This window comes from bacterium, from assembly GCA_029210965.1.
Taxonomy (GTDB): Bacteria; BMS3Abin14; BMS3Abin14; order BMS3Abin14; family BMS3Abin14; genus JALHUC01.
Genome location: JARGFZ010000008.1, coordinates 71704 through 98434 on the forward strand (window position 1 = coordinate 71704; position 26731 = coordinate 98434).

A 26731-nucleotide genomic window follows, 5' to 3' on the forward strand; every position below is an offset into this window, starting at 1 on the left:
CGTGACCACCCCAGGTCCCGTCGCGGCGGGACTGCTTGATGGATTTATTCTGCGTCCATCAAGTGTTTATCATAACGCTACCTGACAGCAGCTGCAATGTTGTCTGTTTCCATGCCGTTCTTCACATCAGCGATGGCGTTTGCACCGTCCACGTAAACCAGTGAAGGTTTGTGCATGGCAGCCTCCGCTGCGTCAACATGAACAAAACATGCCACGATGATGAGGTCCCCGGTAGATGCCTTGTGGGCAGCGGCGCCGTTGATGACCATTTCTCCGGCACCGCGCTTCCCCACGATGGCGTAGGTCTCGAAACGGTTACCGTTGGTGATGTTGTATATCTGGACCTGAGAGAAGGGGATGATCTTTGCCGCTTCCAACAGGTCCTGGTCGATGGTGATGGACCCCTCATAGTGCAGATTGGCATTTGTAACTGTTGCCCGGTGGATCTTGCCTGCCAGCATGTTGTAAAGCATTGTAATAGCCTCCTTTAAGGGCCCGGTGTGGGTTTATTAGTCACCACTGATCTCAAGGACAGTGTTATCGATGAGCCTCGTATCTCCCAGGAATACTGCCATAGCCAAAAGCGCTCGTTTCTCTATGGATGAGAGAGGGGTCAGGTCGTCTGCATTGACGACACTTACATAATCGATCCTGTTAGTTGACTCCGATTCGATGATCCCGGCTACCTTCTTCTCAATTGCCCGAGGGTCCCTGACCCCTTCCCTTATCATTTCACGGGCCGCGTCCAGGGAACGAGAGAGCGTAAGGGCGCCGGCCCTTTCGTCGTTGTAAAGACGGGCATTCCTGCTGCTCATGGCCAGCCCATCCTCCTCCCGAACTGTCGGCACTCCGATAACGCGGATGTTCATATTCAAATCCTGGACCATCCTGGAGATGACGCGGTACTGTTGGTAATCCTTGAGCCCGAAATAGACCATGTGGGGACGCACGATATTGAACAGTTTGGAGACCACAGTTGTGACTCCGTCAAAGTGCCCCGGTCTGGAGGCACCGCACAAGGTTTCGGTGAGGCCCGCAACGGACACTGTCGTGAGGGTACCTTGTGGATACATCTCATCGGCGCCGGGTGTGAACAGGACATCGCAACCCACCTCCCGGCAAAGGGAAGCGTCACTTTCCAGGTCCCTTGGGTATGAATCGTAATCCTCGTCAGGCCCGAATTGGGTCGGGTTTACGAATATACTAACAATCAGAGCATGGTTCTCTTCCCGTGCCTTGCGCATGAGGCTCAGGTGCCCTTCGTGGAGGAACCCCATTGTGGGGACGAACCCGATCCGGTCGCCTTGTTCGCGGAGGCGGTCGGAGTGGTCATACATCTCTGATATAGTTGTAATGATCTTCATATTATTTTCAGGGTTAATGCGGCTTTCAATAAAGGGTCATCTACTGCGTTATCGCCCTTCGGAAATCCTCACCGTATGTTCCATATACGCCTCCGGTGTCCCTCAGGACTCTGGCCTTGTATCTAACCCTTACTTGAAAGCCTTGTAAAAAAGGAAGGATGAATGGGGAAGGAGGGAGAGTGAAGATGAACTCCCGTTTTCTATATTCCACCTTTCCCATTCCACCTTCCTCCTTCGTTATCCTGTTACTCCTCTACACTCTACACATTGCACTCTGCACTCACTCATAAGAGTGCTCCTTCCCCGGGAACCTCCCTTCCGTCACTTCCCTGGCGAAGTCGGATATGGCTCGTTCCATCTCCTTACCCAGCTCGGCGTACCTCTTGACGAACTTTGGTACGAACTGGTCGAAAAGGCCAAGCAAATCGTTTAACACGAGAACCTGTCCGTCACAGTGTGGACCGGCTCCAATTCCGATAGTTGGTATGGCAAGCTCTTCGGTGACCTGTCTGGCGGCCTCGGCAGGAATGCCCTCAAGGACCAGGCTGAAAGCCCCCGCGTCCTGAACAGCTCGGGCGTCGTCCAGAAGAGCCTGGAGCCCTTCTTCCCCTCGGCCCTGGACTCGATATCCCCCCATCGTGTGAACCGACTGGGGCATCAGGCCAATGTGGCCCATAACAGGTATACTTCGCTGGGTGAGGTAGCTGATCGTCTCGGCCATGATCACACCACCTTCCAGCTTCACCGAGTGGGCTGGAGTCTCCTTTAAAAACCGGCAGGCGTTTTCAAAGGCCTGGACAGGGCCGGTCTGGAAGGAACCGAAGGGCATATCGGCAACGAGGAGGGAACGCTGGCAGCCACGGCCCGCAGCGCGGGTGTGGTGCAGCATTTCCTCCATGGTTATGGGCACGGTGGTGTCGTACCCAAGGACCACCTGGGCAAGGGAATCGCCTACTAAAATAATGTGGACGCCCGCACGGTCCGAATAAAGGGCGCTGGGATAATCGTAGGCCGTGACCATAACTATAGGTTCGCTGGCCTTCATCCCTTTGATGGTGTTTATGGTTATTTTCTCACTCATTTAAGACCCCATCGTTGGTGAAGGGTGAACTGTGAAGGGTGAACAGAAAGTGCGCTGATTCCCAATCACTTTCCACGAGTCACAAATCACGGCTTCTGACATAAAAAACCCCGTACTCAGACGGGGACATCTGCCGCATTGGCAGGCTCAAAAAGTATCCCCGTCCCGGTCCGACTAAGCGGATCCAAGCGGTACGTAAAACTGGACCCCTTTTTTCATCCGTTGGATCTCCCGGACCAGGTCCTGGAAGTCCTCAGGTCTCCTGACAAAGTCCACCTCGGCGGTGTTGATGATCAGGAGTGGGGTTTCATCATAACTGAAAAAGAATCTGTTGTAAGCCTCGTTAACTGCTTCAATATAATCCCGGCTTATCTCTCTCTCGTAACTCCGGCCTCTCATTCGGATACGCTGCTGAAGCACCTCCGTTGGCGACTGGAGGTAAATGACGAGGTCCGGTTTCGGGATTCTCTGGTCCAGCAGTGCGTAAATCTGCTGGTAAAGCATCAGTTCGTCCTCATCGAGGTTAACCGATGCAAAGATCCTGTCTTTGGCGAACAGATAATCACAGATAATACTCTGGCTGAAGAGTTCCTGCTGAGCCAGTTCGCGCTGCTGCTGATACCTGCTCAGAAGAAAGAACATCTGGGTCTGGAAGGCAAAGCCCGAAGGGTTCGTATAGAACTTGGGAAGGAAAGGGTTATCCGCTGCTTTTTCCAGGACCACCCTGGATGCGAACTCCTCACCAAGCATCTGAACCATGCTCGTCTTGCCGACCCCGATGGGTCCTTCAACAACGATGTACTTTTTATCTGCCATTACCAGTCCATAATTATAAGGCTACATTGGGCGATTGACAACAGAAGAAAAGTTCCGGATTCCTGGTTCCGAATTGAGAATAAATGACATTAATCCTCAATCCTCAATCCTCAATCCGTAATTATTTAAGTTCCTCCAACGTTCCCAACCGTCTTATTATCTGCTCTGGATGCTGGATAGCCAGGTCTGAAGCTGCCTCACAAGCTGTTATCCCGGAGGGCGGTATTTTCAGGTCCGGCGCCAGTTCGGCAAGTGGCTCCATGACGAACCTTCGGTGGAGCATGCGCGGGTGAGGAACGATAATGTTTTTTCCTTTTACTGTAGTATTTCCGAGAAGCAGAAGGTCAAGGTCAATATTCCTCGATCCGTCCACTTCCTGTTCCCGAGCTCTGCCCATGGCTGTTTCAATGCTTAATAGCGCTCTCAAGAGGTCTTCGGGTACCAACGCGGTTTCCATCACGGCAACGGCGTTGAGGAACGGTCCTCCCTCCACACCCACAGGCGATGTTTCATAAAGGCCGGAAAGAGCTATAAATCGGGTATCCTCAACTGTTTCCAGCTTTTTCACTGCCTTATCAAAGGCCAGGACCCTGTCACCAAGGTTGCTTCCCAGACCGATATAGGCGGTCTTGATCCTCATACTACCAGCTTACAGCTCCGATGCGGTCAAGTGCTTCCTGCAGGCGATCCTCGTTCACCGTGAGGGAAATTCGGAAATAGCCTTCTCCGTAAACCCCGAACCCGTTGCCAGGAGTCAGGACCACTCCTGTCTCCTGGAGTATCCTCCCGACAAACTGGGCGGAGGACAGACCCTCGGGAGTTCCCACCCAGAGATAGAATGTGGCTTTGGGGACCATGAAGGAGAAGCCGCTCTTTGAAAGATAACCGCATGCAAGGTCACGCCTTGACTGGTAAATCTTCCTGAGTTCCTCCACCGGTTCCTGATCACCCTGGAGAGCTTCAATACCAGCTTCCTGGATCGCCTGGAAGATGCCGGAGTCGATATTTGTCTTGATCTTACCAATGGCACCGATAGCATCCTGGTTACCGCATACCCACCCGATGCGCCAACCGGTCATGTTGTAGGTCTTGGAAAAGGAGTGGAATTCGATCCCCACCTCGTCGGCCCCGGGGATCTCAAGAAAGCTCATGGGAAGCTCTCCATCATAGTAAACTTCGGAATAGGCCGCGTCGTGACACACGAGGATATTGTTCTGTCTGGCGAAGGCGACGACCTTTTCGAAGAACTCCCTGGTAGCCCCAGCGGATGTGGGGTTGTTGGGGTAGTTTAAAAACATCAGCTTGGCCCTGTCCAGTATGTCAGCCGGGATGGCTGAAAGGTCAGGCAGGAAGAGGTTCTCCTCTAAAAGAGGCATGAGGTAGGCTTCCCCGCCCGCGAACATGGTGCCGATGCTGTACACCGGGTAACCCGGGTCGGGACACAGGACGACGTCTCCCGGGTTGATGAAGGCGAGGGGAGCGTGGGCAATCCCCTCTTTAGACCCGATGAGGGATACAACCTCCCCGACCGGGTCCAGATCAACGCTGAACCGGTCTCCGTACCACTTGGCGACCGCTTTCCGGAAGCTCGGCATTCCTTCATAGCTCGGGTACTGATGATGGATCGGGTTGTCCACGGCTTTCTTCATTCGATCGATTATATTGGGCAAGGTGGGGAGATCCGGATCTCCGATACCAAGGCTGATAATATCGATCCCTTTGGCCGCCACTTCCGCCTTCATGCGGTCGATCTCGGCAAAGAGATAGGGAGGAAGAGCCTTGAGGCGGTCAGCTTGCAATATTTTCAACGGATACCTCCTGGGTGAAATAAAAACATGTAACTAAGTATCTACGTGTCAAAGTATCTAACTGGTCTTGTGGATAATTTTCCACCATGATCTGATGTGTTACCTAGACACCTAGACACCTAGACACACTGGTCGTAGTTATATGCCAAGAACGTCCGCCATGGAATACAGGCCTGGTTTCTTACCCACGATCCAAAGGGCGGCGCGGACAGCGCCCAGGGCGAAGTTGTCCCTGCTGTGGGCACGATGGGTCAGTTCAACGCGTTCCCCTGGTCCGGCTAAAAGAAGGGTGTGTTCCCCCACAATATCCCCCGCGCGGATGGTCTGGATGCCGATCTCATCTTTCGTACGTTCCCCGATCATCCCATGTCTTGAGTAGACTGCGTGGTCAGCAAGGTTCCGTCCAAGGGCTTGGGCCACCACCTCGGCCAGGGCCAGGGCGGTGCCGCTGGGAGCATCTTTCTTCATGCGGTGGTGGGCCTCCACGATCTCAACATCGTAATCATCACCCAAAGCCGTCGCCGCCATGGCGGCAAGTCTGAAGAGGACATTGACTCCGACGCTCATGTTGGGAGAAAAAACGGTGGGAGTCCGGAGGGCGAACATGCCTAAAGCTTCCTTGTGCTCCTCCCTTAGGCCCGTGGTTCCGATAACCGCGGGAAGACCAGTTTCAGCACACACCTCCAGGTTCCTCAGGCTCCCTTCCGGTGTGGTGAAATCGATGAGGACATCCGCCTTACCGGAAACAGATTCCACCCCGGACGTTATGGGAATATTGCCGTCCGGCAGGTTGGGGGTGTCGATCATTTGTCCGAGACGCGGGTGTTTTTCATGTTCGAGGGCTCCGCTCAGCTGAACCCCGTCCGTGAACCCGATGGTCTGGATAATGGCGTTCCCCATTCTTCCACATGCGCCGGCAACAGCAACTCTGATCATTGAATTTTCCCCATTCAAGATTCTAATATGTCTCAGGATTCAAAGTTAAAGATAATCCATCACAGGGCACACAGGGTTAATAAAACCAAGACTTGATGGACTCGCAAAAAGTCCATCAATGCGCCCCGCGCGGGGCGCCCGAATCAATGACTCGCACTGTAAGTCATTGATTTGTAAGGAAAGGGAAAACGACGCTTTTCCCTTTCCTTGGAGCGAAAAGTCCCGGATTGGACTTTTTGCGACTTTATCAAGACTTGGACTGTGAGCAAAAGTATATTTCTCCAGTGTCACCGCCGTGGAGCGGCCTTAAGCAGGCCGCACTGTGTTAAATTAGCTTTTGATCTTATTCTTCGCTCTGTGTCCTGCGTTCTATCTAATCACTAATCACCAATCACGGATTTTAAAGCAGCCCGAACTTGGTTATGGCTCTTCGCACGACCTCCGCTCCCTTATCCGTGATGGGAACCAGGGGAAGTCGAAGTTCATTCTTCATGCGCCCCATCATGGCAAGAGCAGCCTTGACGGGGATAGGGTTGGTTTCGACGAACAGGGCATCGCACATCGGCAGGAGCCGGTGATGAAGCTCTGCGGCTCCCGCCATGTTGCCCTCCAGGAACCTCCGGCAAAGTTCAGCCATCTCACCCGGAAGGATGTTGGAGGTGACCGAGATAACTCCGCTCGCTCCTACTGCCATGAGAGGGTAGACCAGCGTGTCTTCCCCTGACAGAATAACAAAGTCATCCGGAACCAGTTGGCGGGTGAAGCTGGTTTGCTTCAGGTCGGCAGCAGCGTCCTTCAGGCCCACAATGTTGGGAACAGCTGCGAGGCGGGCAACCGTGTCCGGAAGCATGTTGATTCCCGTCCTGCCGGGTACGTTATACAGGATGATAGGGATGTCCACCTTCTCCGCAATGGTGGAAAAATGCTGAAAAAGCCCTTCCTGAGTGGGTTTGTTGTAGTAGGGGGTGATCATGAGGCACGCGTCTGCCCCCGTTTCTTTCACCTTTTTTGTCAATTCCAGCGCTTCGGCAGTGGAATTGGATCCGGACCCGGCGATGACCGGTACTCTGCCTGCAGCGTGCTCTACAGTGATGTGGACAACTTCGATGTGCTCATCATGGCTCAGGGTGGAAGCCTCGCCGGTTGTGCCGCAGGGCACAAGTCCGTCGATGCCCTTTTCGATCTGAAAATCCACGTGGTCTCTCAGTGCCTGGGTATCGATCTGACCGTCCGAAAACGGCGTGACTAAGGCAGTGAACGCTCCCTTGAACATGTTAACCTCCCCGGATTGTTTCTTCAGTAAGCTGAGCCCGATAAACGAGGGACGCCTCTCCCTCAAGGCTGACGTCCACGAAATCTTGATCTGAACCGTCCAGGTAAACCCCCAATATGTCCCCACCCCTGGTTTTTGCCAGAACATGTGGGGAGGTTAAGCCTCGAGCGGTTGTAATGATGACAGAAGCGATGACCCCGGTCCCGCAGGCCAGGGTCTCGGCTTCAACACCCCTCTCGTAGGTCCTGACCTGAATATTTCCTGAATCGGTGATGTGTACAAAGTTAACGTTGGTTCCGGCAGGTGCGAACCGCGGGTGAAACCGGATCTCTCTTCCGAGATCCTCCACAGCGGCTGATTCGAGGTTATTGTCCTCCAGAACAATGACCGTGTGGGGGACCCCCGTGTCCACGAAACCGGCTGCAAACACCTTGCCGTCGTTCAGGTTAAGAATGAACTCAGGATCCAGGCTGTGGGGCTTCGTGAGCTGTACCCGGACAACAGATCCATCAACCGATGCCCGGATCGGTCCGGCGATAGTTCTGAATACGGATTGGGCGCCAGCGATACCGTCCATATATGCCAGACGTGCAGCACACCTTGCGGCGTTGCCGCACATCTCAGCTTCGCTGCCGTCCGAGTTGAAGAACCTCCAGGCAAAATCGTGCTCTTCATCGTTCTCAATGAGGAGTAAACCGTCAGCTCCAACTGACTGACCTCTTCGGCACGCACAGACAGCGAGATTTTTCATCTCATCATCAGCCACGATCTTGTTGCGGTTGTCGATGATGATGAAGTCGTTGCCTGTTCCGCTCATTTTCGCGAACGGTATCGGAAACTTCAATGTGCCTCCATTTGGTAGCGATGGGGCCGAAGTTTCCGATCCCATTCGCTCAAGTCCAAAGTCCAAAGTCCAAGGTCCAAGGTCCAAAGTGCTCAAAGTGCGCATTACAATATTAACGTTATTGATTCTTTGCGCCCCGTGTGGGGCGCCCGGATCAATGAACAGCCGCGCCTGGGAGAGGCGCCCGGATCAGTGACTGAAATACAGGTCGTTGATCCGTGAGGAAAGCGAAAATGACACTTTTCGCTTTCCGTGGAGCAAAAAGCCGATAACGGACTTTGTGCGACCCTGTCAAGTTAAAAGAACCCCTCTCCCTTTATCAGATCCTCGTATGTTTCCCGGTCCCGGATCACCTGGTAGCGGTCGCCCTTGACCATCACCTCTGCGACCCGCGGCCTGGAGTTGTACTGTGAGGCCATGGGAAAGCCGTATGCCCCGGCGCTCATTACCGCCAGCAGTTCTCCCGAAGCCATTACCGGGAGTTTGTGGTCCCGGGCCAGGAAGTCTGTGGATTCGCAAATGGGCCCCACCACATCCGCTACCATTTCCTCCCTGTCGTTTTTTACGACCGGGATGACCTCCTGGTAGGCGTCATACAGACTCGGGCGTATGAGGTCGTTCATGCCCGCATCCACGATGATAAAGTTCTTGGTGGCTCCCTTTTTGTTATAAAGGGTTTTCGTAACCAGGATGCCGGCGTTGCCGACGATAACCCGTCCCGGTTCCAGTATCAGGGTTCTTTCACTGTTACCCAGAGCGTCGATGATGGCATTGGCGTAATTATCAGGCAAGGGGGGCGATTCATCATCGTAAACGATACCAAGCCCGCCGCCCACGTCAAAGTACCTTATGGACATTCCCCCGGCTTCCAGTTCGTTTACCAGAACCATAAGCTTGGCAACTGCTTCTGCGAACGGCCCGGAGGTTGTGAGTTGGGAACCGATGTGGCAGTCCACTCCCAACACCTCGATCCAGTCCAGTTGCGCCGCTTCCCGGTAAATGGAAAGTGCCTCAGTTATGGGGATACCAAACTTGTTTTTCTTCATCCCGGTGGAGATGTAGGGGTGGGTCTTTGGGTCAACGTCAGGGTTTACCCTGAGAGCTACGGGCGCTCTTTTTCCCATTTTCCGTCCCGTCTCGTTTATGGCGAGGAGTTCGTCTCTGGACTCCACGTTGAACATGAGTATTTCGGCCTCAAGGGCACTACGTATCTCATCAACTCTCTTGCCCACACCGGAAAAGACGATCTTGTCTGCCGGGATGCCGGCGCGAAGAGCTCTGAAGAGTTCCCCGCCGGAAACGATATCCGCTCCAGCTCCCAAGTCAGCAAGCAGCCTGAGTACCGCGAGGTTCGAGTTGGCTTTGACCGAATAGCAGACGATGTGGTCACGCTGTGAGAAAGCCTCGGTAAATACCGTGAAGTGTCTTTCGATCGTAGAGGCGCTGTAAAGGTAGAATGGGGTCCCAACCTCCCGAGCTATCTCCTCAACCGATACATCCTCGCAGTAAAGTTCCCGGCCTTTGTATTCAAAGAAATTCATATATGGCAGTCCTATACTTGCCCTGGTCCCGCCTGTGGCGGAACTGATTGATGGGTGTTTTCCAATCCCATCAAACGTTAACGAGGGTTAAAATTATCCGGTTTCGAAGGCTTTGATCAACTTGCCAAGCCGGAAACGAAGCCCGCAAATCTAACAGAGGCAGTTGTGATGTGTCAATCAGGCTTGCTGTCAGGCTGGGTCTTTTCTACCGGAGCATCTTCCAGCGGACCCCAGGGCCCGCTGGGGTTTGCGGGTGGACCTTTGACACCGCAGGCGGAAAGGAAAAGCCAGATGACAAGGGAGCTAATCAGAACTGATCTTGGCCAGCCAGTCACGGGCTTCCTCCATTGCGATCTGGACCTGATTCCCCGCCGTCCCTCCGGGTATGTCCCTGCGCGCCACCGAGGACGTCACTTTTAGAATGTTGAAAACATCCGCATCAATGAGGCCGCACTCTTCCCTCATTTCGTTGATGTCCAGATCACTCAGGCCGCACCCCTTTGCAAGGCAAAGAGCCACAAGCTTTCCTGTGATCTCGTGTGCCTCCCGGAAGGGAACACCCTTTTCAACAATGTAGTCAGCCAGGTCCGTTGCTGTGGTGAAACCGCCATCGGCTGCGGCCTCCATATTGGCTGCCTCAAACTGGACGTCGCTCATCAGTCCGGTCATGACTTCAAGAGATCCAGTCAGGGTCCTGACCGAGTCGAAGATCGGTTCCTTGTCCTCCTGGAGGTCCCGGTTGTAGGTTAGAGGAAGACCTTTCAAAACAACCAGAAGGGAAGTGAGGTTACCGATAGCCCGTCCTGTTTTACCGCGCACAAGTTCAGCGGAATCGGGATTTTTCTTCTGTGGCATCATGCTGCTGCCGGTGGCGAACCCGTCCGGAAGAGTGACGAAGGAAAACTCGGCGGATGCCCACAATACGATCTCCTCGGCCAGACGGCTCAGGTGGATCTGGCACAGTGCTGCGTCAAAGAGGAACTGTGCGGCGAAATCCCTGTCTGAAACGGTGTCCATACTGTTTCTCGTGGTGTCAGTAAAACCCAATTCCCTGGCTGTCATGGTTCGGTCAATGGGGTGCGGAGTCCCGGCCAGGGCTCCAGCGCCAAGGGGCGAATCGTTGAGGCTGCTTTTAAGAGATAGAAACCTTCCATGGTCCCTTCTCATCATTTCAAAGTAGGCCATGAGGTGATGGGAGAGCAGGACGGGTTGTGCCCTTTGCAGGTGGGTATACCCTGGCATGACTGTGTCGGAATGCTCCTGGGCCCTTTCAAGGAGACAGTGGAGCATGCGCTCTATCCGCTCTAAAATCACATCACAGGTGTCCCGAACATACAGCTTTAGATCGAGGGCTACCTGGTCGTTCCTGCTTCGTGCAGTGTGCAGTCGTCCCCCTGCCTCGCCGATGCGCTCAGTGAGAAGCGTTTCGATATTCATATGCACATCTTCCAGAACCGATTCCCATGGCATGGAACCGCCATCCAGCTCCTCAAGGATCCCTTCGAGACCTTCGATAATGAGTTCCGAATCTTCCTCGGTAATGATCCCCTGTTTACCCAGCATACGGGCATGGGCCATGCTGCCCCTGATATCCTGGGGATAAAGCTCCCTGTCAAAGGTCACGGACTGGGAAAAATCCTCCAGTATTCGGGACGTTTCCTCATTAAACCTTCCTTGCCAAGGTTTTTTGGTCATGATAACTCCAGAACCCAGTACCCGGTAACCAGTACCCAAGCGTGAACAATCTCTAATCCCAGGTTTCAAATTAGATTCGAAGAACGGTACACTTTATCTAAGACTTTGGAATATAACAATATTATAAGAGATGTCGAATCAATTTTTCTCTGGTTACTATTCTCGAGTCACGAATTACGGCTCTCAAATATATCCGTCTGTTTCGTTCATGTTGTCTGTGATGCCTGTCAGCAGGTCCTCGCCGCTCATCCGTTCCCAATGGTGAGGGGTGGAAGGCCGGTAGATCCCGGTCACCTTCACCATGGCTCGTGAGGAACGGGGGTCAGTCTCGTGATGGGGGAAAAGCCGGCACAAATAAAGCCTTGTTGCATCACCGAAACGCAGCCTGGAAACGGGAGCTGCCGAAAAATCATCGGTCTTAAACTCTGACAGCTTGATCCTGGGAAGCTTGTGGCGTGCACCGTTCACGATGCTTGAATGACCGAATGAATCTCCCCCAACTGCCCCCTCCAGTTCGGTCTCGCAGGAGCTGTTGATGAAAACGGTCAGGGTGTCCCTTGTGCCTGGTGTCTTGAACAGGTGCTCCCCGTAGAAGCCTGTGACGACATCCCTGAAAACCTTATGCTCAGGTTTGGGGTTGCACTGAATGACGGCCAGGAGGTCCAGGTTCTGATGGCGCCGGAAATAGATCTCATTGGCTTTTTCAATGATCGACATGATGTTTGAGTCGTGCAGGTCCCTGTAGACGTAATCGAAGCAGATCAGGGGCATGAAGTTAAACGGCGTGTTCTTGCAGGAAAAGAGGAGAAACGCTTTTCCGCGGTACAGGTCGAAAAGGTCGTCAACAGTCTCCTCTCCCGCGAAAGGGTGCGTCTTGGCTGCCAGAAAACACCTGATTCGTCCCTTGCGCTCCTTGACCACGGTAACACACATGTTTACCGGTTTGGACCGATCGTCACCATCATCCTCATCGCTGAGGAGCTCCATGATATCCGAATTGTCCGCTATGTAGTGGTCCAGCACCTTGCGGAATTGGTGGAGCGTGATGTGTTCCACACCGAAGATCACCACAGTATTGTCGGGAAGCTCTGTGGAGATCACCTCGATCACTTCGTCCATTGTGTCGAAAGGCACGGAACTTTCGGGCAGGAGAATGAAATGGAGTTTTTCATCACGGGGCAGACCGCCTGCAATCCGAAGGATCGACATTGTCCTTGCGGTCTGCTCAGCTTTATCTTTTATCTTGAAAAGCCGGCCTTCCAGGCGAAGACGTGTCGGTATCTGGGCGATGAGGGTGTGTATTCCCTCTCCGGCGGGAAAATCAAGGTCCACTGTATGTTCAATGATCCGCACCATGACTCAGGTAGTGAAGACTTTGGAGAGGATGTGCCTGGTACCGTTGGAGATATCCATGCGGCTTACTGCCTCCCGGTCAGCCCATGCAATTTCGGAGACCTCTCCCTCATTGGGTGTCAGATCACCGCTTTTTGGAGATGCGAGATAATAGAGGATCACAAAGTGCACCGCATGCTCATCTGAGGGAACGATCTCATATATATCAATGAGCCCCTCTACATGAATTTCCAGACCAACCTCTTCCCAGACCTCCCTTTTGAGGGCAGATGTTATAGGTTCCCCCAGGTCGACCTTGCCGCCAGGCATGACCCATTTACCCAGATAGGGGGGGATCGCCCTTTTGGTGAGGAGGACGTTGCCTTCGTCGTTTTTGACGACGGCTACAACCGCTGTCCGAACTGCCTTTTTCCTATATCTCATAATTGTTGGGTTTTGTGCGGCATGCGATAACGGGGCATTTGCTGCGTTATCGGGGTTTGGTGATCCTCGACGTATGTTCCATATACGCCTCCGGTCTCCTCACCCCTCTGGCCTTGCACCTGCCCCATTCTCCCATGCCTTAAAAGCACACAACTCCTCCGGTTTCCTCAGTCACGCCATCGGCGTGATGGCCTTGCATCCCCTCGACCTTGCTCAGGGCCTGAGCCTGTCAAACGGCTAACCCCTTCTTGAAAGCCTTGTAAAAAAGAAAGGATGAATAGGGAATGAGGGAGAGTGAAGATGAACTCCCGTTTTCGATATTCCACCTTCCACATTCCACCTTCTTCCTTCGCTCTCCCGGTACTCCTCTACACTCTACACTATACACTCTACACCCTACATTCTGGGTTTACGATTTCTTCCGCTTTTTCAATGCATTAATTCGCAGTCTCAAGGCGTTGACCCTGATGAAGCCGGTGGAGTCGGCCTGGTCGAAAACCGTCTCCTCCTCGAAGGTCGCGAAATCGGGCACATACAGGGAGACAGCCTCCGGGGCCTTTCTTCCCGCTACACTGCAATGGCCCTTGAACAGCTTTATCCTGGCAGTACCGGTCACTCCGGTCTGGGTCTCGTCGATACACTTTCTGAGCCAGTCCATCTCCGGGGAGAACCAGTACCCGTTGTAAATGAGTTCCGAGAATTTCGGAACGAGGGAGTCCCTCAAGTGCATGACTTCCCTGTCCATGGTGAGAGACTCCACCGCCCTGTGAGCCATGTGCAGGATGGTGCCGCCTGGAGTCTCATATACCCCTCTGGACTTCATGCCGATATATCTATTCTCAACAAGGTCGATGCGGCCCACGCCGTGGCGTCCGCCTAATTCATTAACTCGTTTCAACAGTGCTGCAGGTGAGAGGATGTCGCCATCCACCGCTACAGGTGTCCCATCTTCAAAATCGATGGTGACATATTCAGGCTTATCGGGGGCATCCTCTGGCGCCACCGAAAGTGTGAACATGGATTCGTGCGGTTCCATCCAGGGATCTTCCAGGATCCCCCCCTCGTAGCTGATGTGAAGCAGGTTGCGGTCGCTACTGTAAGGTTTGTCTTTCGTCACCGGAATGGGGATATCGTGTTTTTTGGCGAAATCGATGAGGGCAGACCTGCTTCCGAGGTCCCACTCTCTCCAGGGAGCGATCACCGTTACACCAGGCATGAGGGTGTGGTACGCCAGTTCAAAACGGACCTGGTCATTCCCTTTCCCGGTAGCGCCATGGGATACAGCATCGGCTCCCACTCGCCTGGCCACTTCGATCTGGGCTTTGGCGATGATGGGACGGGCGATACTTGTGCCCAACAGATAATAACCTTCATAAATGGCGTTGCCTCGAAGTGCCGGGAACACGAAATCCCTGACGAACTCCTCCTGGACATCCTCGATGTACACTTCGCTGGCTCCAGTTTTCAAGGCCTTCTCCCGGATGCCTTTCATCTCATTTCCAAGACCCAGGTCGGCTGCAAAAGCGATCACCTCGCATTTATAGACCTCTTTGAGCCAGGTGAGGATCACGGAGGTGTCTAATCCGCCCGAATAGGCTAGTACTACTTTGTTTACTGAGGGTCTTGTGTTCATTTTATCTCCTTACATTTTGGGTTTTATGCGGCACGCGGTAACGGCCCTTCTGCTACGTTCTCAGTCGTCGGTAATCCTCAACGTATGTTCCATATACGCTTCCGGTTACCTCCTCCTTGTGGCCTTGCATCTGGACCATTCTCACGTGTCTTGTAACGCGTACTTTCGCCTCCGGTCAGATCCTCGATCGAGCCTCGTATTTGGCGCACTCTTGAAAGCCTTAAAACTTATAGTCTGTCATCGGCAATCCTCATCCCGCCATTGGCGGGACTCCGGTTCCCTCGTCAGTCGAGCCTTGTATCTGATGTACCCGTCAAAGCCTTGAAAAAGAAGAAGGATGAATAGGGGCGCCCTTCGACGCACTTGTGTTTGCTCAGGGTCCCGAGCCTTGTCGAGGGAGAGGAAGTGTGAAGAAGAGCTCTTTTTGTTTTCATTCCTCATTCCTCCTTCTTCCTTCACTATTCTATTTTAACAGCCATTCGAGAAGCGCTTTCTGCGTGTGCAGCCTGTTCTCTGCCTGGTCGCAAATAGTGCTTTGGGGGTGATCGATCAACTCTTCTGTTATCTCCTCGCCGCGGTGTGCCGGAAGGCAATGGAGGATCTTTGCGCCAGGGTCAGCATCGTTGAGCCTGGCGGTGTTCAGCTGGTAGGCAGCAAGGTCTTTTCGTCGTTTCTTGGACTCTTCCTCCTGCCCCATGCTGGTCCACACATCGGTGTAAAGGAAGTGGGCGCCGCGACACGCTTCCTCGGGATCCCTGACAAGCTGCACCGATCCGCCCGCTATGCCGGACCGCCTGATACCCTCTGCGAGGAAATGCGGATCCGGGTCATACCCTTGGGGACATGCCAGTTTCAGGTGGATCCCTGTCATGGAGCACCCGATGATCAGACTGTTGGCGACATTATTCCCATCACCCAGGTATACGACCCTGGTACCCTCAAGGGTGTCAGAGTTTTCCTTGATTGTCTGCAGATCGGCGAGGGTCTGGCATGGATGGGTCAGATCGGTCAGGGCGTTAATGACCGGAATGCTCCCTTCCCGTGCCAGAGTCTCCACAGTTTCCTGAGAATAGGTCCGTACGACCAGAGCGGACAGATACCGGGAAAGGACCTTGGCGGTATCACTCAGGGGTTCCCCCCGGGAGAGGTGCACATCCCTGGGGCTGAGGAAAATTGACTGTCCACCCAACTGGTAGATCCCTACCTCGAAGGAAACGCGGGTTCGGGTAGAGGCTTTCTCGAACAGGATGCCCACACTTTTGCCTTTAAGTGGGCGCTCGTTCAAGGCTGTGCCAGATCTTTTCATCTCAACAGACCGATCAAGGAGCATCTTCAACTCCTTGGGCTCAAGGTCCAGGAGAGTTATAAAGTCTCTCTTTTTCAAATGTTCAACCTTCGCTTTCCGTAAGAATTTCGTCCAGTGCGGTGAGAATACTGTCCACCTCGACCGTAGTGATATTCAGGGGAGGGGTGAACCGCAGGGTTTTATCAGCCACAGTGGTCACAAGAAACCCTCTTTTCATAAGGGCCTGCACAAAGGGAGCAGCAGGCTCTGAAAGTTCCATACCCAGGAGCAGCCCGAGACCTCTCACGTCCTTAACCTGTATGTGCTTTTCACCCAGCTTCATCAGTCCTGCTCTCAACCGCTGGCCTACTTCCGCGGCTTTTCGGGGCAGGTCCTCCGCCTCCAGGATATTGAGGGTGGCAAGGGCTGCAGCGCAGGCAAGGGGGTTCCCGCCGAAGGTGCTTCCGTGGGTCCCTGGTCCCAACGAGGCGGCCAGGTCGCTGGTAGACAGGACAGCGCCTATGGGGAATCCGTTGGCAAGGCCCTTGGCAAGAGTCATGACATCGGGCTCGATCCCGAGGACCTGGTGAGCGAATAGGGCGCCGCACCTGCCCATGCCGGTCTGAACCTCATCCAGCATGAAGAGGACATCGTGCTCCTTGCACAGATCTGCGGCTTTCTTAAGGAAGTCCCGGTCCATGGGATATACTCCCCCTTCACCCTGGACCGGTTCGATGAACAGCGCGCATGCCTTTGGGAAATGACTTTTAAGCCCTTCGATGTCTCCCGGCGCGATATGTACGAACCCCTCAGGGTAGGGCGCGAAAGCCTCCAGGTGATGCCTGGGGTCAGTGGCGCTGAGCGCTTTCATCGTCCGACCGTGAAAAGCTCCGAAAATGCTGATAACCAGGTTTCGTCCCGCACCATACTTGTCGAAAGACCTTTTTCGGGCCAGTTTGATCGCCGTTTCGGATGCTTCGGCACCGCTATTACAGAAAAAGACCCTGTCGAGGGATGTCAGGGATGTCAGTCTTTCGGCAAGGATCGCCTGGACATCGCTGTAGTACCAGTTGGATATATGGATCAGGCGGCCGGCCTGATTAACAATGGCTCTGGTGATCCCGGGGTGACAATGCCCCAGGTTGCAGGTCGCTATGCCGGCTACGAAATCGACATATTCGTTTCCCTCCGTGTCACGCAGCCGTGCACCTCTGCCGCTTGTGAAAACGATGGGAAACTGTCGGTAGTTCGGGAAAAGGGCGCCGTTTACCGCGTCGATATATTCCTGACTGCTCTTACCGTATACTCCTGTCAAGGTACTATCTCCGTTCCTACGCCTGTTTGAGTAAAGATCTCAAGCAGGACGGCATGGTTGACCCTGCCGTCCACAATATGTACTTTTGACACACCTCCCTCGAGAGATGAAAGGGCGGCCTCGACTTTGGGGATCATGCCTCCGTGGATGACCCCCGATGCAACCATCAGGTCGAGAGCCTTCCTGTCCAGGGATGAGATCAGTTCGCCTTTCTCATCGGCGATTCCAGGGACATCAGTCATGAGCAGCAATTTTTTGGCTTTCAGGGCCGTGGCAATTGCCCCAGCCACGGAGTCAGCGTTGATGTTGTAAGTGTTCCCTTCTGCATCCACTCCCACTGGTGCAATTACCGGGATGAAGTTCCCTTCATCCAGACGATGGATGATCTCAGGATGGACAGAAGTAATCCGCCCCACCTTTCCCGGGTCTATGATCTCGGGCGGACCATCCCCTTGCGAAGCCTCCTGGATGAGAAGCTTCTCAGCGAAAAAAAGGCCTCCATCCTTGCCGGTCAGTCCTACGGCCTTTCCTCCATGTTTCTGTATAAGGGTGACGATCTCCTTATTCACCTTTCCACCCAGGACCATCTCCACCACATCCATGGTCTCATCATCGGTGAACCTGTGACCGTGCACGAATCTGGTTTTCAGACCCATTCGTTCAAGGGTCTTCCCTATCTGGGGACCTCCACCGTGGACCACGACAGGTTTGATGCCGACATAACGGAGCAGGATGATGTCCCTGGCGAAATTGGAGCGGAGGGTTTCGCTGACCATGGCGCTGCCGCCGTATTTTATGACGATGGTTTTGCCTGCAAACTCCCTGATATAGGGCAGGGATTCTAACAAAATGTCGGCCTTTTTTATGAGTTCCTTCATGTCGCCACCTTGCTCTTTAACCAGTTGAGCTCTTTTACTTTCTGCCGGACCTCTGCGTTGGCATCTTCGAGCTGCTTGTTCGTTTCGACGACCTCATCAATACTCTTGATCAGGTTCTGATAGAGCCAGGCCTGCTTGATGGCCATGGAAGCCGGAGGAGAGACGGCTTCCAGGATCTCCCTGTCCCAGTCATCGAAAGGCAGGTTCTCCTGCTTATTGTAAACTGCAAGAAGGCCCAATACCGTATCGCCGGAAAGGAGGGGCGTTACTGCGATGTTCCCGGGAGTAATCCCCGCGGGAAAGTCCGCAGCCATGTCGACACCGCTGTCTTCGCCCGTTGTATTCCTGATAACGGCATGTCCTTCCTGCAGGACGGAGAAAAAGACACCGTTTCCTACCAGAACCGGACTGTCGGGTTTCCTCACGTGATCCTCGGGAGCGACATGCTCGATGAGTATTTTCTGGCCGCCCGGGTCGGAGAAGGCAAGTATGCCGCAGGTGGCCCTCAGCCCAATCATGACTTTTTCGAGAAGCGACTTGTAGATCTGGCCCGGGTCTATTGAAGAGACGAGGGTTTCGACGATCCCGTTAATGAACCGAAGCTTGAGTTTTTCCCTCTCCGTCCTCTTCATCATGAACACGTTGGCTACAGCCATGGACATCTGATTGGCGAAAGTGTTGAGTATGGCCAGGTCTCCCTCGGTAAACGGCTTTTTGTTTCGTTTGTCGTTGGCTGAGATCACGCCGATCACCTTCCTCCCACAGAGGAGGGGGGTCACAATAAATGACGAGGATTCGTATTGCCTGGTGAACTCATTAGTCAGGTCCTTGGTGTCTCTGGCGGCGTCTGTAACCAGAAGTGCTACCCCTTCCCTGACAACCTGTCCCGCAACACCCTGGTCTATGAGCTGTCTTATGTTGGGGATCTTGCTGGGGAGGATCCAGTTGGATTTGGCCATGACAAGCTCCTTGCCGTCACGGCTCAGGAGCATCAATGAGACCTTTTTGGCGTCGAGGACCTCCGAGATGAGTTCGATGGATCTGCTCAAAAAGTCGCTTTCCTTTAAAACCTCTTCCGGAGGCAGGTCGTCATCCTCGATGTGGGTCAGTTCACTGGTCTGCTTTTCCAGCAGTTGAAGCCTGGATATCTGCTGGTCAATGGTTTCCTGCAGGTGTCTTTTTTCCATAAGATGTCTCGTGACGACCAGGACATCCTCCACCTTGACAGGTTTGTTCAGGAACCATGCAGCCCCCCTGCTCAGGGCTCTCTGGGCTGCCTGCCGGTTTTCGTTCTCTATGAGCATGAGGACAGGGACTTTCGGCTGAAATTTCCGGATGGCGATTAGGGTGTCCAGACCGGACAGCCCCGTAAGCCTGTCAGCAAGGAAAATAACCCCGACATCCTCGTGGCTGCGGACTGCGGTGATCCCTTTCTGTCCATCAATGGTTTCCACGACCTCGAAGCCCTCGTTGGCGAGGATCCCCTTTAGGACCTGCCGGCTGGAAACGTCGTTGTCAATAATGATGGCCCGGTTCATGATCTTCCTCTCTCTCCATTTTGGGTCTTACCTTGATGTCCTCGTATTTACAGAATATACCGGCTGAGATCATCATCCCCGACAATGTCTGCCAGCTTGCTCTGGACCGTACCCGAGTCGATAAGGATCTCTTTTTCCACAAGATCGGGAGCCTGGAATGAAATGTCCTCCAGGAGCTTTTCCATGATCGTATGCAGCCTGCGTGCCCCTATGTTCTCTGTTCTGGTATTAACTTCCTCAGCCATGTGTGCGATGGCTTCTACAGCATCAGCGGTAAAGGTCAGCTTGAGCCCCTCCGTCAGCAGGAGCTCAGTGTACTGTCTGATAAGCGCGTTCTCCGGTTGTGTCAAAATGAGGACAAAATCATCCCGTGTCAGAGGGTCGAGTTCCACACGTATGGGAAATCGGCCCTGCAGCTCCGGCAGGAGGTCCGATGGCTTGCTTCCATGAAAAGCTCCGGCGGCGATGAAAAGGATGTGATCCGTTTTGATCATGCCGTGTTTTGTCGTAACTGTCGTTCCTTCAATTATGGGAAGCAGGTCTCTCTGCACCCCCTCACGGGAGACGTCAGGTCCCTGGCCCGCGTTACGACCGCTGATCTTGTCTATTTCATCTAAAAAAACGATCCCGCTTTGTTCTACTTTAGTAATAGCCTCAACCGTTACATTGTCCATGTCGATGAGTTTGGCTGCCTCCTCCTGGGTCAGGATCTCCAGGGCTTCGGGGAGTTGCACCTTGCGAATTTTTTTCCTCCCGGGGAACAGGTTACCCATCATATCCTTCAGGTTTATATCCATCCCTTCGGTTCCCGGGGAGTTGAAGATCTCTACCAACGGTGTGGTCCGCTCCTCAACCTGGATCTCGACCTCTCTCTCGTTCAAATCTTCATTGCGCAGCATTCGGCGCAGTTTTTCCCTGGTCTCCACACTGGGCGAGGGTTCAATAATTGTCTCCGATCCCTGTGTACGGGCAGTGTTCCCCGGCAAAAGCAGATCCAGTATCCTCTCTTCGGCCAGCACTTCGGCCCTCTCCATGACCGACACCATCTTTTCTTCCTTCAGCATCTTGATGGCCAGTTCCACGAGGTCGCGGACAATAGATTCTACATCGCGGCCCACGTATCCCACCTCGGTGAATTTGGTTGCTTCCACCTTGAGAAAAGGTGAGTCTGCCAGGGATGCCAGGCGTCTGGCGATCTCTGTTTTCCCGACTCCCGTGGGCCCCATCATAATAATGTTCTTCGGTGCGATCTCGTCCTTCAGTTCCTTAGGGACCTGTTGTCGCCGCCATCGGTTCCTCAGAGCGATGGCAACACACCGTTTAGCCTGGTCCTGACCGATAATGAAACGATCAAGGCTGTCAACGATCTCGCGTGGTGTAAAGTTTTTCTGAGTCATTGTTTATAATTCCAAATTCTAAACTTGATAGAGTCGCAAAAAGTCCAATCCGGGACTTTTCGCTCCACGGAAAGGGAAAAGCGTCGTTTTCCTTTTCCTTACAAATCAATGACTTACGGAGTGAGTCATTGATCCGGGCGCCCCGCGCGGGGCGCATTGATGACTTTTTGCTAAGTCATCAAACTTTATTTGTGAAATGTGAACGGTGAACCGTGAACAGGACTTCCTTCCCATTCACTTTTCACCAGACCTTCTCTGCACTTTGCACTTTGCACTCTACACTCTGCACTGACTTATTCCAGTTCCATCACAGTGATCTCTTCATTCGTGTATATGCATATTCTGGCTGCTATGGTCAGAGCTTCATGGACCACCTCAGCTGCCCCGAGATTTGAGTGGTCAAGAAGTGCCTGGGCAGCCGCACTGGCGTAAGGCCCTCCTGAGCCGATGGCCAGCACTCCCCCCTCTGGTTCCAGAACGTCCCCTGTCCCGCTGATAAGGAAGAGGCCGTCACTGTCGGCCACAGTCATGAGCGCTTCCAGTCTGCGGAGAACCCGATCGGTTCTCCAGTCCTTGGCCAGTTCCACCGCAGCCCGGGACAGGTTCCCCTGATGCTGGTCCAGCTTCTTTTCAAACCGCTCAAAAAGGGTGAAGGCATCTGCCGTGGATCCTGCGAACCCGGCAAGTACTTTCCCCTGGTATAGTCTTCGCACCTTTTTAGCCGTATGTTTGATAACTGTATCGCCGATTGTGACCTGGCCGTCTCCGCCCATGGCCACTTTGCCATCTCGTCTGACCGCCAGTACGGTGGTACCTCTCATGACCCTGCTCCCTTTCTCTCCGCCCTTGGATGAGATCTGTCATAGACCTCAAGTAGCCTGTCGAGGGTGACGTGGGTGTATCGCTGGGTAGTCTGGAGGCTCTCATGGCCCAGCATTTCCTGGATGGCTCGAAGGTCGGCGCCACTGTCTAAAAGGTGTGTGGCAAAAGTATGTCTGATAACATGAGGACTGATCCTCGTGTCCAGACCGCAGTCCCTCAGCCTTCGCTCCAGCCGCTTCTGAATTCCCCTGACACCCAGCCGTCCGCCATCACGGTTCAGGAAAATGGGTACGCTGTTTCCCTGCGCCGGCCACCTTCCAGATGCTTTCAGGTATTTCTGAAGACGGGCCGAGGCTTTCTCTCCCAGAGGGACGATCCTTGTTTTGCTCCCTTTGCCCCGGATCCGGATAAGATGTCCCTCCTGGTCCCAGTCAGCCGTATTCATACCGGCCAGTTCACTTATCCTGACCCCCGATGAGTAAAGAAGCTCCCAAATGGCCATATCTCTCAGGTCGATGGGACGGTCCCCGGCAGCACCATCCAATAACGCAGTTATCTCTTCCAGGCTCAGAAATCTCGGGTTGTGCTTCGGTGCCCGCGGAGTGGGGATCGAGTCGCAAGGGTTGGTCTCAAGAATACCCTCCCTCACCAGATGTCTGCAAAAGGATTTAACAGAGGATATCTTTCTCGCCATGGTGGTGCGTGCCAACCCTTTTCTAAACAGCTGACCGAGGAAGGATCGAACCGATTCGGGTTTGTCCATGGAGAGCTGCCGATTGTCGAGATGATCCAGATACTCTTCCAGATCCCGCCTGTAGGCTGACAAGGTGTGAGCCGAAGAGCCACGGACTTTCTTCATGTAAAGGAGGTAATCCGCCAGACGCTGCCTGACCGGTCCTGTAGCTGTGACTCCACCTTCGGAACTGTCCGTCATGGGATATCACCCCACCCTCGCCTATAGATAGCCTCACAAAAAATTTCTTCGAGCTTTCTGATGGGCGGTCACGCCTTTGGCGTGATCCCCCGCCAGACGAAGTGGGTTCGTCCCACGCCATCGGCGTGGCCTACACCCCAGTCCCGCCGGTGGCGGGACTGGTTGATGGACTTTCTTCGAGATCCATCAACTTTCCACAATCAGAAATGATATTGGTTTTAATGGGTATTGTCCAGAGGGGCGAAGTACCCGAAATCCGAATCCGAGATTGGTTTTGGCCGGCCTCCGGTCGAAGTGTCTGAGAGGCTGTTTTTTCGTTTTGGGTCCGATGAACCGGTCTAGTTGCCGTCAGGTGCTGTCGACCAGCGCCGAACCCCCCCCCGGGAAGGCCCAATCGGCGGATTTCGGGTAGAGTTCTCCCTCGGGAACTCGTTTGCCGACTGTTGTAAGGTCTGAAGCCTACGCCATCGCGACGATCCGGATCCTCCGCCGGATCATCGCGAACAAACCGTAGTAGGCCTGCCGGACTTTCAGATACACTTGACCGGCGTGACGCACGACCTTGCCCGCCACCTGGTACAATCGCCAACGCACCGTCCGTAACTGATGACGATGCAAATCCGCGGGAAGGACCTTCAGCTCGAACATCCGGAACAGGTTGTAGGCCAGGATACCGATCCGGAAGAATACGGGTCAGAGACGACGGCAGTCCTCCTCGGTGCCTTGATGATCCACGGCATATCGCCGGGGCCCATGTTGTTCACCCAGCACGCACAATTGGTGTGGGCGACTATCGCATCGCTTTATATCGCCAACTGCCTGGGGCTGGTCTTTGCCACAGTCGGCATCAAGCCGCTGACCCAGATACTGCGTCTTCCCCCTGTCATCATGTCTTCTGTGATCCTGGTGATGAGTGTGGTAGGCGCCTATTCCATCAACAACAGTCTGATAGAAGTCTGGATCGTCGTTGCGTTCGGTTTTATCGGGCTTTTGATGAAGCGTCTCGATTTCCCGGTTGCCCCGGTTATCCTGGCGCTCGTATTGGGCCCAATGGCCGAGAAATCGTTCAGACAGGCCCTTTTCATGTCAAACGGCAGTCTGACGATCTTTGTTGAAAGGCCGATCACGGTGGTCATGCTGGTCCTGGGTGTGCTCAGTCTTATGCTCCCTTACATTCTGGCCCGATTCGATAAAAGAATCCCGGTCGACGACTGATCGGCAGTCGAATACAGCCTGGCAATCCGAAACTCGCGGCCCCGATTGAATGGATAGGTCAAGTGCAGGAAACGCGTCTTGGCATGGGTTCAGGCCGCCGGGAAGATTAAACTGAGGCAGAGGGCAGGGAGTCTTAGAAAAGGAGGTTTTACGAAAATGGCGAACAATACTCATATCACCAGGGAAATCGCGGAATGGTCCAGGGATCAGACTTTCGACAAGATACCCCGGGAAGCGCGGCGCATAGCCAAACGCTGCGTGCTGGACGGGCTGGGGCTGATGGTCACCGGCGCCCGCCAGGAGTGCACCCGGATAGTCCGGGATTACTGCCTGGAGGCTGGAGGGGCCGCGCAGGCGACCCTTTTTGGCGAAAACCCGGTCAAGGTCCCGGCCGCCTCGGCCGCGATGGTCAACGCCACGTCGGGCCACTCAATGGACTGGGACGACACGCAGTTATCTTCTTATCCCGACCGGGTTTTCGGGCTGCTCACCCACCCGGGCATCCGGGTGAATTTCGGCACCATGACCAAACCGCTGCACGTCGGCAGAACGGCGCAAAGCGGTGTGACGGCGGCAGAGCTTGCGGTGCGCGGTTTTGAAGCGGACCCCGACGGTCTGGACGGAAAATGGGGGTTCTTCCAGGTCGCTGGAGGTGGTTTTGACCTGGACAAGATCCAGGGAAAACTGGGGAGTCCGTTTTCAATAGTCGACCCCGGCGTCAGCATCAAACCCTATCCGTGCGGCTCACTGACCCATCCTTCAATGGATGCGATGCTGGGCCTGGTGACGGAAAACGATCTGAAACCGGAAGACGTGGAGAACGTGGTGCTCTATGCGGGGAAGAACATCCTCAATCCCATTCGTTACGAAACTGCCAACAACGAACTCGAGGCCAAGTTCTGCATGCCCTTTCTGCTTTCCGTCATCCTCCTGGAGCGCAAGGCCGGCGCCAAGGAATTCACCGATGAGTACGTCACCTCACAGAAGGTGATGTCAATGATGAGCAGGGTCCGGACGCAGGTGGATCCCGAGATCGAGGCCGAGGGGTTTGACAAGATGCTCTCCCGGGTGGAGATCCAGCTGAAAGACGGTAGTAAACTGGTGCGGGAATCGGATGAACGTTACCGCGGCGGCCCGGCCTTCCCCCTTTCCGATGAAGAGCTTCAGGCCAAATTTACCGATTGCACCGAACACCTCCTGCCGGCGGATACGAGGCAGGAGATTTTCACGACCATCGCGGAACTCGAAAAACCGGGGAATTTAGACCGGACACTGGGACTGATAAAGGGGAAATAGCTCACCCGCGAATGTCCCAGGGGGATGGTTTAAGAACCCTTTTCCGATCAACAGGATAAAGCCTGAGGAGTCGAAAAGGAGTTCCTCAGGCTTTGTTAAGACACCAAGCGGGACCGGCCCTGCCAGGGGCCGGTTTCGCTGTGGAGGGCTTGCCAGGAAGTGGTTAAGACCGAATTCCATGGGGACACGCCGTGACGGTCTGTTGCCCAAATACCTGGTTTTATTGGGTTTAAGGTAGCTGTTATGGTAATATACAGGCAACCTTTTTTCGGAGGTTTTGCCTATGATGGGCCGCGAGGATCCGCCCCAGCCTTCCCTGCTTTACACGTCCTTTAATCTCGACAAACGTATCCGTTCGAACCACTCCTTACGCAAGGTAGCGAAGGCCATTGACTTTGGTTTCGTGTCCGATGATGTGGAGCATCTTTACGGTACCAACGGCAACGTATCGGTGCCTCCGCCTGGACTAACCGTGGGTAGAGTAGGGAGCAGGTCACTGCTGCCGTAGGCCTGGCTTCACTGTTTCCGTCCCTTTCGTCTGACGGTGCCCGAGTAGCCTTACCATAGTTTCAGTGACCAGCTCCCCCTCATCAAACCGTGCGTGCGGTTTTCCCGCACACGGCTTTCCGATGTTCTTCACCGTAGGGCATGCGCCCTCTTCCAGCCTGCTGTCATCGGCACCTTATAGAGCCCGTACTTCTCGCACAGACCGGACAAGATCATAGGCATGACTGAGGATGTCAGCACGATGAACCTTGTCGTACAAGGAGTAGAAACGGTAGGCTGGGTCATGCTTGGCCTTACGGTAAAGCTTCCTCTGTAGCGTCCTGACTTTTTCCGGGGTTGTTAGCCGCATGGCAATCCCCTCGTCCTCCACTCTTCGGTCGCGCGAACAAAGCAGGGCCCCTTCCCTCGGGTCGGGTTATGTTGTCCCTGACCCTCAAACGGTACTATGAACCCCTCCGACTCCCCATACGGCCCGCCACGATTTCGTCTCCTTATACGCGGCGGTTGACACCCCTCCGGCATCACCATATCGGGCCTCCAGCACTGGACCATTTATCCTCCGCTGCATACCACCCCTGCTACCCCGGAAGATCGCACGGACCGTCTCCGTTATCATCACCCGTGCGCGGCGGCCTTTACCTTACGACCACAGGTTCGGCTTCTCCAACTGTGATTAACGAGGCTACATATAGGTTCACTTGCGTTGTGGCCTGCGGCTTTGCCGGGAGGGAACTTACGACCCCTGGTTACCCAGACGCCGCTCCCGCCAGCTACCGA

The 26731-nt window shown here is 54.1% G+C and carries 26 protein-coding genes and 2 pseudogenes; 3 read left to right on the forward strand and 25 right to left on the reverse strand.

From position 1 onward, the window contains the following. Positions 1-77: 77 nt before the first annotated feature. The 24 genes and pseudogenes from P1S59_05280 to P1S59_05395 form a co-directional block, all read right to left on the reverse strand. On the reverse strand, positions 78-473 hold the full coding sequence (locus P1S59_05280; GenBank protein MDF1525668.1) for an aspartate 1-decarboxylase: 396 nt from the start codon (positions 471-473) through the stop codon (positions 78-80). Between the two features lie 36 nt (positions 474-509). Continuing rightward, positions 510-1364: a pantoate--beta-alanine ligase gene (panC, locus tag P1S59_05285; GenBank protein MDF1525669.1), complete on the reverse strand. Its 855-nt coding sequence runs from the start codon at positions 1362-1364 to the stop codon at positions 510-512. A gap of 40 nt (positions 1365-1404) precedes the next feature. Then, a complete protein-coding gene (locus tag P1S59_05290) occupies positions 1405-1584 on the reverse strand; it encodes a hypothetical protein (GenBank protein ID MDF1525670.1) in 180 nt (59 codons plus the stop codon). Positions 1585-1644: 60 nt separating this feature from the next. Further along, on the reverse strand, positions 1645-2445 hold the full coding sequence (gene panB, locus P1S59_05295; GenBank protein MDF1525671.1) for a 3-methyl-2-oxobutanoate hydroxymethyltransferase: 801 nt from the start codon (positions 2443-2445) through the stop codon (positions 1645-1647). 174 nt (positions 2446-2619) lie between these two features. Next, on the reverse strand, positions 2620-3261 hold the full coding sequence (locus tag P1S59_05300) for a deoxynucleoside kinase (GenBank protein ID MDF1525672.1): 642 nt from the start codon (positions 3259-3261) through the stop codon (positions 2620-2622). A gap of 121 nt (positions 3262-3382) precedes the next feature. Then, positions 3383-3901: a 2-amino-4-hydroxy-6-hydroxymethyldihydropteridine diphosphokinase gene (folK, locus tag P1S59_05305; protein MDF1525673.1), complete on the reverse strand. Its 519-nt coding sequence runs from the start codon at positions 3899-3901 to the stop codon at positions 3383-3385. Between the two features lies 1 nt (position 3902). Further along, complete coding sequence (locus tag P1S59_05310; GenBank protein MDF1525674.1) at positions 3903-5069, reverse strand: LL-diaminopimelate aminotransferase; 1167 nt, start codon at positions 5067-5069, stop codon at positions 3903-3905. A gap of 138 nt (positions 5070-5207) precedes the next feature. Continuing rightward, positions 5208-6005, reverse strand: a complete 798-nt coding sequence (dapB, locus tag P1S59_05315) for a 4-hydroxy-tetrahydrodipicolinate reductase (GenBank protein ID MDF1525675.1) — start codon at positions 6003-6005, stop codon at positions 5208-5210. 400 nt (positions 6006-6405) lie between these two features. Then, positions 6406-7278: a 4-hydroxy-tetrahydrodipicolinate synthase gene (dapA, locus tag P1S59_05320; protein MDF1525676.1), complete on the reverse strand. Its 873-nt coding sequence runs from the start codon at positions 7276-7278 to the stop codon at positions 6406-6408. A 1-nt stretch (position 7279) separates the two neighbouring features. After that, positions 7280-8122, reverse strand: coding sequence for a diaminopimelate epimerase (dapF, locus tag P1S59_05325; GenBank protein ID MDF1525677.1), 843 nt, complete (start codon positions 8120-8122; stop codon positions 7280-7282). A gap of 296 nt (positions 8123-8418) precedes the next feature. Then, positions 8419-9663 (reverse strand): diaminopimelate decarboxylase, encoded by a 1245-nt coding sequence (gene lysA, locus P1S59_05330; protein ID MDF1525678.1) that lies wholly within the window; start codon positions 9661-9663, stop codon positions 8419-8421. Positions 9664-9966: 303 nt separating this feature from the next. Beyond that, the gene (gene argH, locus P1S59_05335; GenBank protein MDF1525679.1) at positions 9967-11358 is read right to left on the reverse strand and encodes an argininosuccinate lyase; all 1392 of its coding nucleotides are present in this window, start codon (positions 11356-11358) and stop codon (positions 9967-9969) included. Positions 11359-11541: 183 nt separating this feature from the next. Next, a complete protein-coding gene (locus P1S59_05340) occupies positions 11542-12714 on the reverse strand; it encodes a hypothetical protein (GenBank protein ID MDF1525680.1) in 1173 nt (390 codons plus the stop codon). Positions 12715-12717: 3 nt separating this feature from the next. Continuing rightward, positions 12718-13134 carry an NUDIX hydrolase gene (locus P1S59_05345; GenBank protein MDF1525681.1) on the reverse strand — a complete coding sequence of 139 codons (417 nt, stop codon included), beginning with the start codon at positions 13132-13134 and terminating at the stop codon, positions 12718-12720. A gap of 409 nt (positions 13135-13543) precedes the next feature. Continuing rightward, positions 13544-14767 (reverse strand): argininosuccinate synthase, encoded by a 1224-nt coding sequence (locus P1S59_05350; protein MDF1525682.1) that lies wholly within the window; start codon positions 14765-14767, stop codon positions 13544-13546. A gap of 284 nt (positions 14768-15051) precedes the next feature. After that, positions 15052-15201: a hypothetical protein gene (locus P1S59_05355; GenBank protein MDF1525683.1), complete on the reverse strand. Its 150-nt coding sequence runs from the start codon at positions 15199-15201 to the stop codon at positions 15052-15054. Positions 15202-15230: 29 nt separating this feature from the next. Next, positions 15231-16151 (reverse strand): ornithine carbamoyltransferase, encoded by a 921-nt coding sequence (gene argF, locus P1S59_05360; GenBank protein MDF1525684.1) that lies wholly within the window; start codon positions 16149-16151, stop codon positions 15231-15233. A gap of 4 nt (positions 16152-16155) precedes the next feature. Further along, on the reverse strand, positions 16156-17367 hold the full coding sequence (locus P1S59_05365) for an acetylornithine/succinylornithine family transaminase (GenBank protein MDF1525685.1): 1212 nt from the start codon (positions 17365-17367) through the stop codon (positions 16156-16158). Then, positions 17364-18245: an acetylglutamate kinase gene (argB, locus tag P1S59_05370; GenBank protein MDF1525686.1), complete on the reverse strand. Its 882-nt coding sequence runs from the start codon at positions 18243-18245 to the stop codon at positions 17364-17366. Before argB ends, P1S59_05365 begins: the two co-directional genes overlap by 4 nt. Then, the gene (locus P1S59_05375) at positions 18242-19783 is read right to left on the reverse strand and encodes a GAF domain-containing protein (protein ID MDF1525687.1); all 1542 of its coding nucleotides are present in this window, start codon (positions 19781-19783) and stop codon (positions 18242-18244) included. Before P1S59_05375 ends, argB begins: the two co-directional genes overlap by 4 nt. A 47-nt stretch (positions 19784-19830) precedes the next feature. Then, entirely contained in the window at positions 19831-21180 is a 1350-nt protein-coding gene (hslU, locus tag P1S59_05380) for an ATP-dependent protease ATPase subunit HslU (GenBank protein MDF1525688.1), read from the reverse strand. A 293-nt stretch (positions 21181-21473) separates the two neighbouring features. Further along, positions 21474-22001, reverse strand: coding sequence for an ATP-dependent protease subunit HslV (gene hslV, locus P1S59_05385; protein ID MDF1525689.1), 528 nt, complete (start codon positions 21999-22001; stop codon positions 21474-21476). Then, positions 21998-22936: a tyrosine recombinase XerC gene (locus P1S59_05390; protein ID MDF1525690.1), complete on the reverse strand. Its 939-nt coding sequence runs from the start codon at positions 22934-22936 to the stop codon at positions 21998-22000. The genes hslV and P1S59_05390 overlap by 4 nt, the downstream gene beginning before the upstream one ends. A gap of 525 nt (positions 22937-23461) precedes the next feature. Next, positions 23462-23626 (reverse strand): annotated as a pseudogene (locus tag P1S59_05395) (IS1380 family transposase). On the opposite strand from P1S59_05395, the gene P1S59_05400 reads away from it, so the two are divergent. The 3 genes from P1S59_05400 to P1S59_05410 all read left to right on the forward strand — a co-directional run bounded on the left by P1S59_05400 (position 23549) and on the right by P1S59_05410 (position 25955). Then, positions 23549-24151 carry a tripartite tricarboxylate transporter permease gene (locus P1S59_05400; GenBank protein ID MDF1525691.1) on the forward strand — a complete coding sequence of 201 codons (603 nt, stop codon included), beginning with the start codon at positions 23549-23551 and terminating at the stop codon, positions 24149-24151. The pseudogene P1S59_05395 and the gene P1S59_05400 overlap by 78 nt on opposite strands. Before the next feature lie 156 nt (positions 24152-24307). After that, on the forward strand, positions 24308-25447 hold the full coding sequence (locus tag P1S59_05405; protein ID MDF1525692.1) for an MmgE/PrpD family protein: 1140 nt from the start codon (positions 24308-24310) through the stop codon (positions 25445-25447). A 283-nt stretch (positions 25448-25730) separates the two neighbouring features. Continuing rightward, positions 25731-25955 carry a hypothetical protein gene (locus P1S59_05410; protein ID MDF1525693.1) on the forward strand — a complete coding sequence of 75 codons (225 nt, stop codon included), beginning with the start codon at positions 25731-25733 and terminating at the stop codon, positions 25953-25955. Positions 25956-26153: 198 nt separating this feature from the next. On the opposite strand, the pseudogene P1S59_05415 reads toward P1S59_05410, so the two are convergent. Then, positions 26154-26303: pseudogene (locus P1S59_05415) on the reverse strand (group II intron reverse transcriptase/maturase). Positions 26304-26731: the final 428 nt, after the last annotated feature.

Excerpts from the sequence above, each read along its gene's own strand:
- panB (MDF1525671.1), bottom strand. The coding sequence starts at position 2,445 with ATGAGTGAGAAAATAACCATAAACACCATCAAAGGGATGAAGGCCAGC.
- lysA (MDF1525678.1), bottom strand. The coding sequence starts at position 9,663 with ATGAATTTCTTTGAATACAAAGGCCGGGAACTTTACTGCGAGGATGTA.
- P1S59_05280 (MDF1525668.1), bottom strand. The coding sequence starts at position 473 with ATGCTTTACAACATGCTGGCAGGCAAGATCCACCGGGCAACAGTTACA.
- folK (MDF1525673.1), bottom strand. The coding sequence starts at position 3,901 with ATGAGGATCAAGACCGCCTATATCGGTCTGGGAAGCAACCTTGGTGAC.
- P1S59_05410 (MDF1525693.1), top strand. The coding sequence starts at position 25,731 with ATGATGGGCCGCGAGGATCCGCCCCAGCCTTCCCTGCTTTACACGTCC.
- P1S59_05375 (MDF1525687.1), bottom strand. The coding sequence starts at position 19,783 with ATGAACCGGGCCATCATTATTGACAACGACGTTTCCAGCCGGCAGGTC.
- P1S59_05400 (MDF1525691.1), top strand. The coding sequence starts at position 23,549 with ATGCAAATCCGCGGGAAGGACCTTCAGCTCGAACATCCGGAACAGGTT.
- dapA (MDF1525676.1), bottom strand. The coding sequence starts at position 7,278 with ATGTTCAAGGGAGCGTTCACTGCCTTAGTCACGCCGTTTTCGGACGGT.
- hslU (MDF1525688.1), bottom strand. The coding sequence starts at position 21,180 with ATGACTCAGAAAAACTTTACACCACGCGAGATCGTTGACAGCCTTGAT.
- panC (MDF1525669.1), bottom strand. The coding sequence starts at position 1,364 with ATGAAGATCATTACAACTATATCAGAGATGTATGACCACTCCGACCGC.
- hslV (MDF1525689.1), bottom strand. The coding sequence starts at position 22,001 with ATGAGAGGTACCACCGTACTGGCGGTCAGACGAGATGGCAAAGTGGCC.
- dapB (MDF1525675.1), bottom strand. The coding sequence starts at position 6,005 with ATGATCAGAGTTGCTGTTGCCGGCGCATGTGGAAGAATGGGGAACGCC.
- argH (MDF1525679.1), bottom strand. The coding sequence starts at position 11,358 with ATGACCAAAAAACCTTGGCAAGGAAGGTTTAATGAGGAAACGTCCCGA.
- P1S59_05350 (MDF1525682.1), bottom strand. The coding sequence starts at position 14,767 with ATGAACACAAGACCCTCAGTAAACAAAGTAGTACTAGCCTATTCGGGC.
- P1S59_05355 (MDF1525683.1), bottom strand. The coding sequence starts at position 15,201 with ATGAAAACAAAAAGAGCTCTTCTTCACACTTCCTCTCCCTCGACAAGG.
- P1S59_05340 (MDF1525680.1), bottom strand. The coding sequence starts at position 12,714 with ATGGTGCGGATCATTGAACATACAGTGGACCTTGATTTTCCCGCCGGA.
- P1S59_05290 (MDF1525670.1), bottom strand. The coding sequence starts at position 1,584 with ATGGGAAAGGTGGAATATAGAAAACGGGAGTTCATCTTCACTCTCCCT.
- P1S59_05345 (MDF1525681.1), bottom strand. The coding sequence starts at position 13,134 with ATGAGATATAGGAAAAAGGCAGTTCGGACAGCGGTTGTAGCCGTCGTC.
- argB (MDF1525686.1), bottom strand. The coding sequence starts at position 18,245 with ATGAAGGAACTCATAAAAAAGGCCGACATTTTGTTAGAATCCCTGCCC.
- P1S59_05390 (MDF1525690.1), bottom strand. The coding sequence starts at position 22,936 with ATGACGGACAGTTCCGAAGGTGGAGTCACAGCTACAGGACCGGTCAGG.
- P1S59_05300 (MDF1525672.1), bottom strand. The coding sequence starts at position 3,261 with ATGGCAGATAAAAAGTACATCGTTGTTGAAGGACCCATCGGGGTCGGC.
- P1S59_05405 (MDF1525692.1), top strand. The coding sequence starts at position 24,308 with ATGGCGAACAATACTCATATCACCAGGGAAATCGCGGAATGGTCCAGG.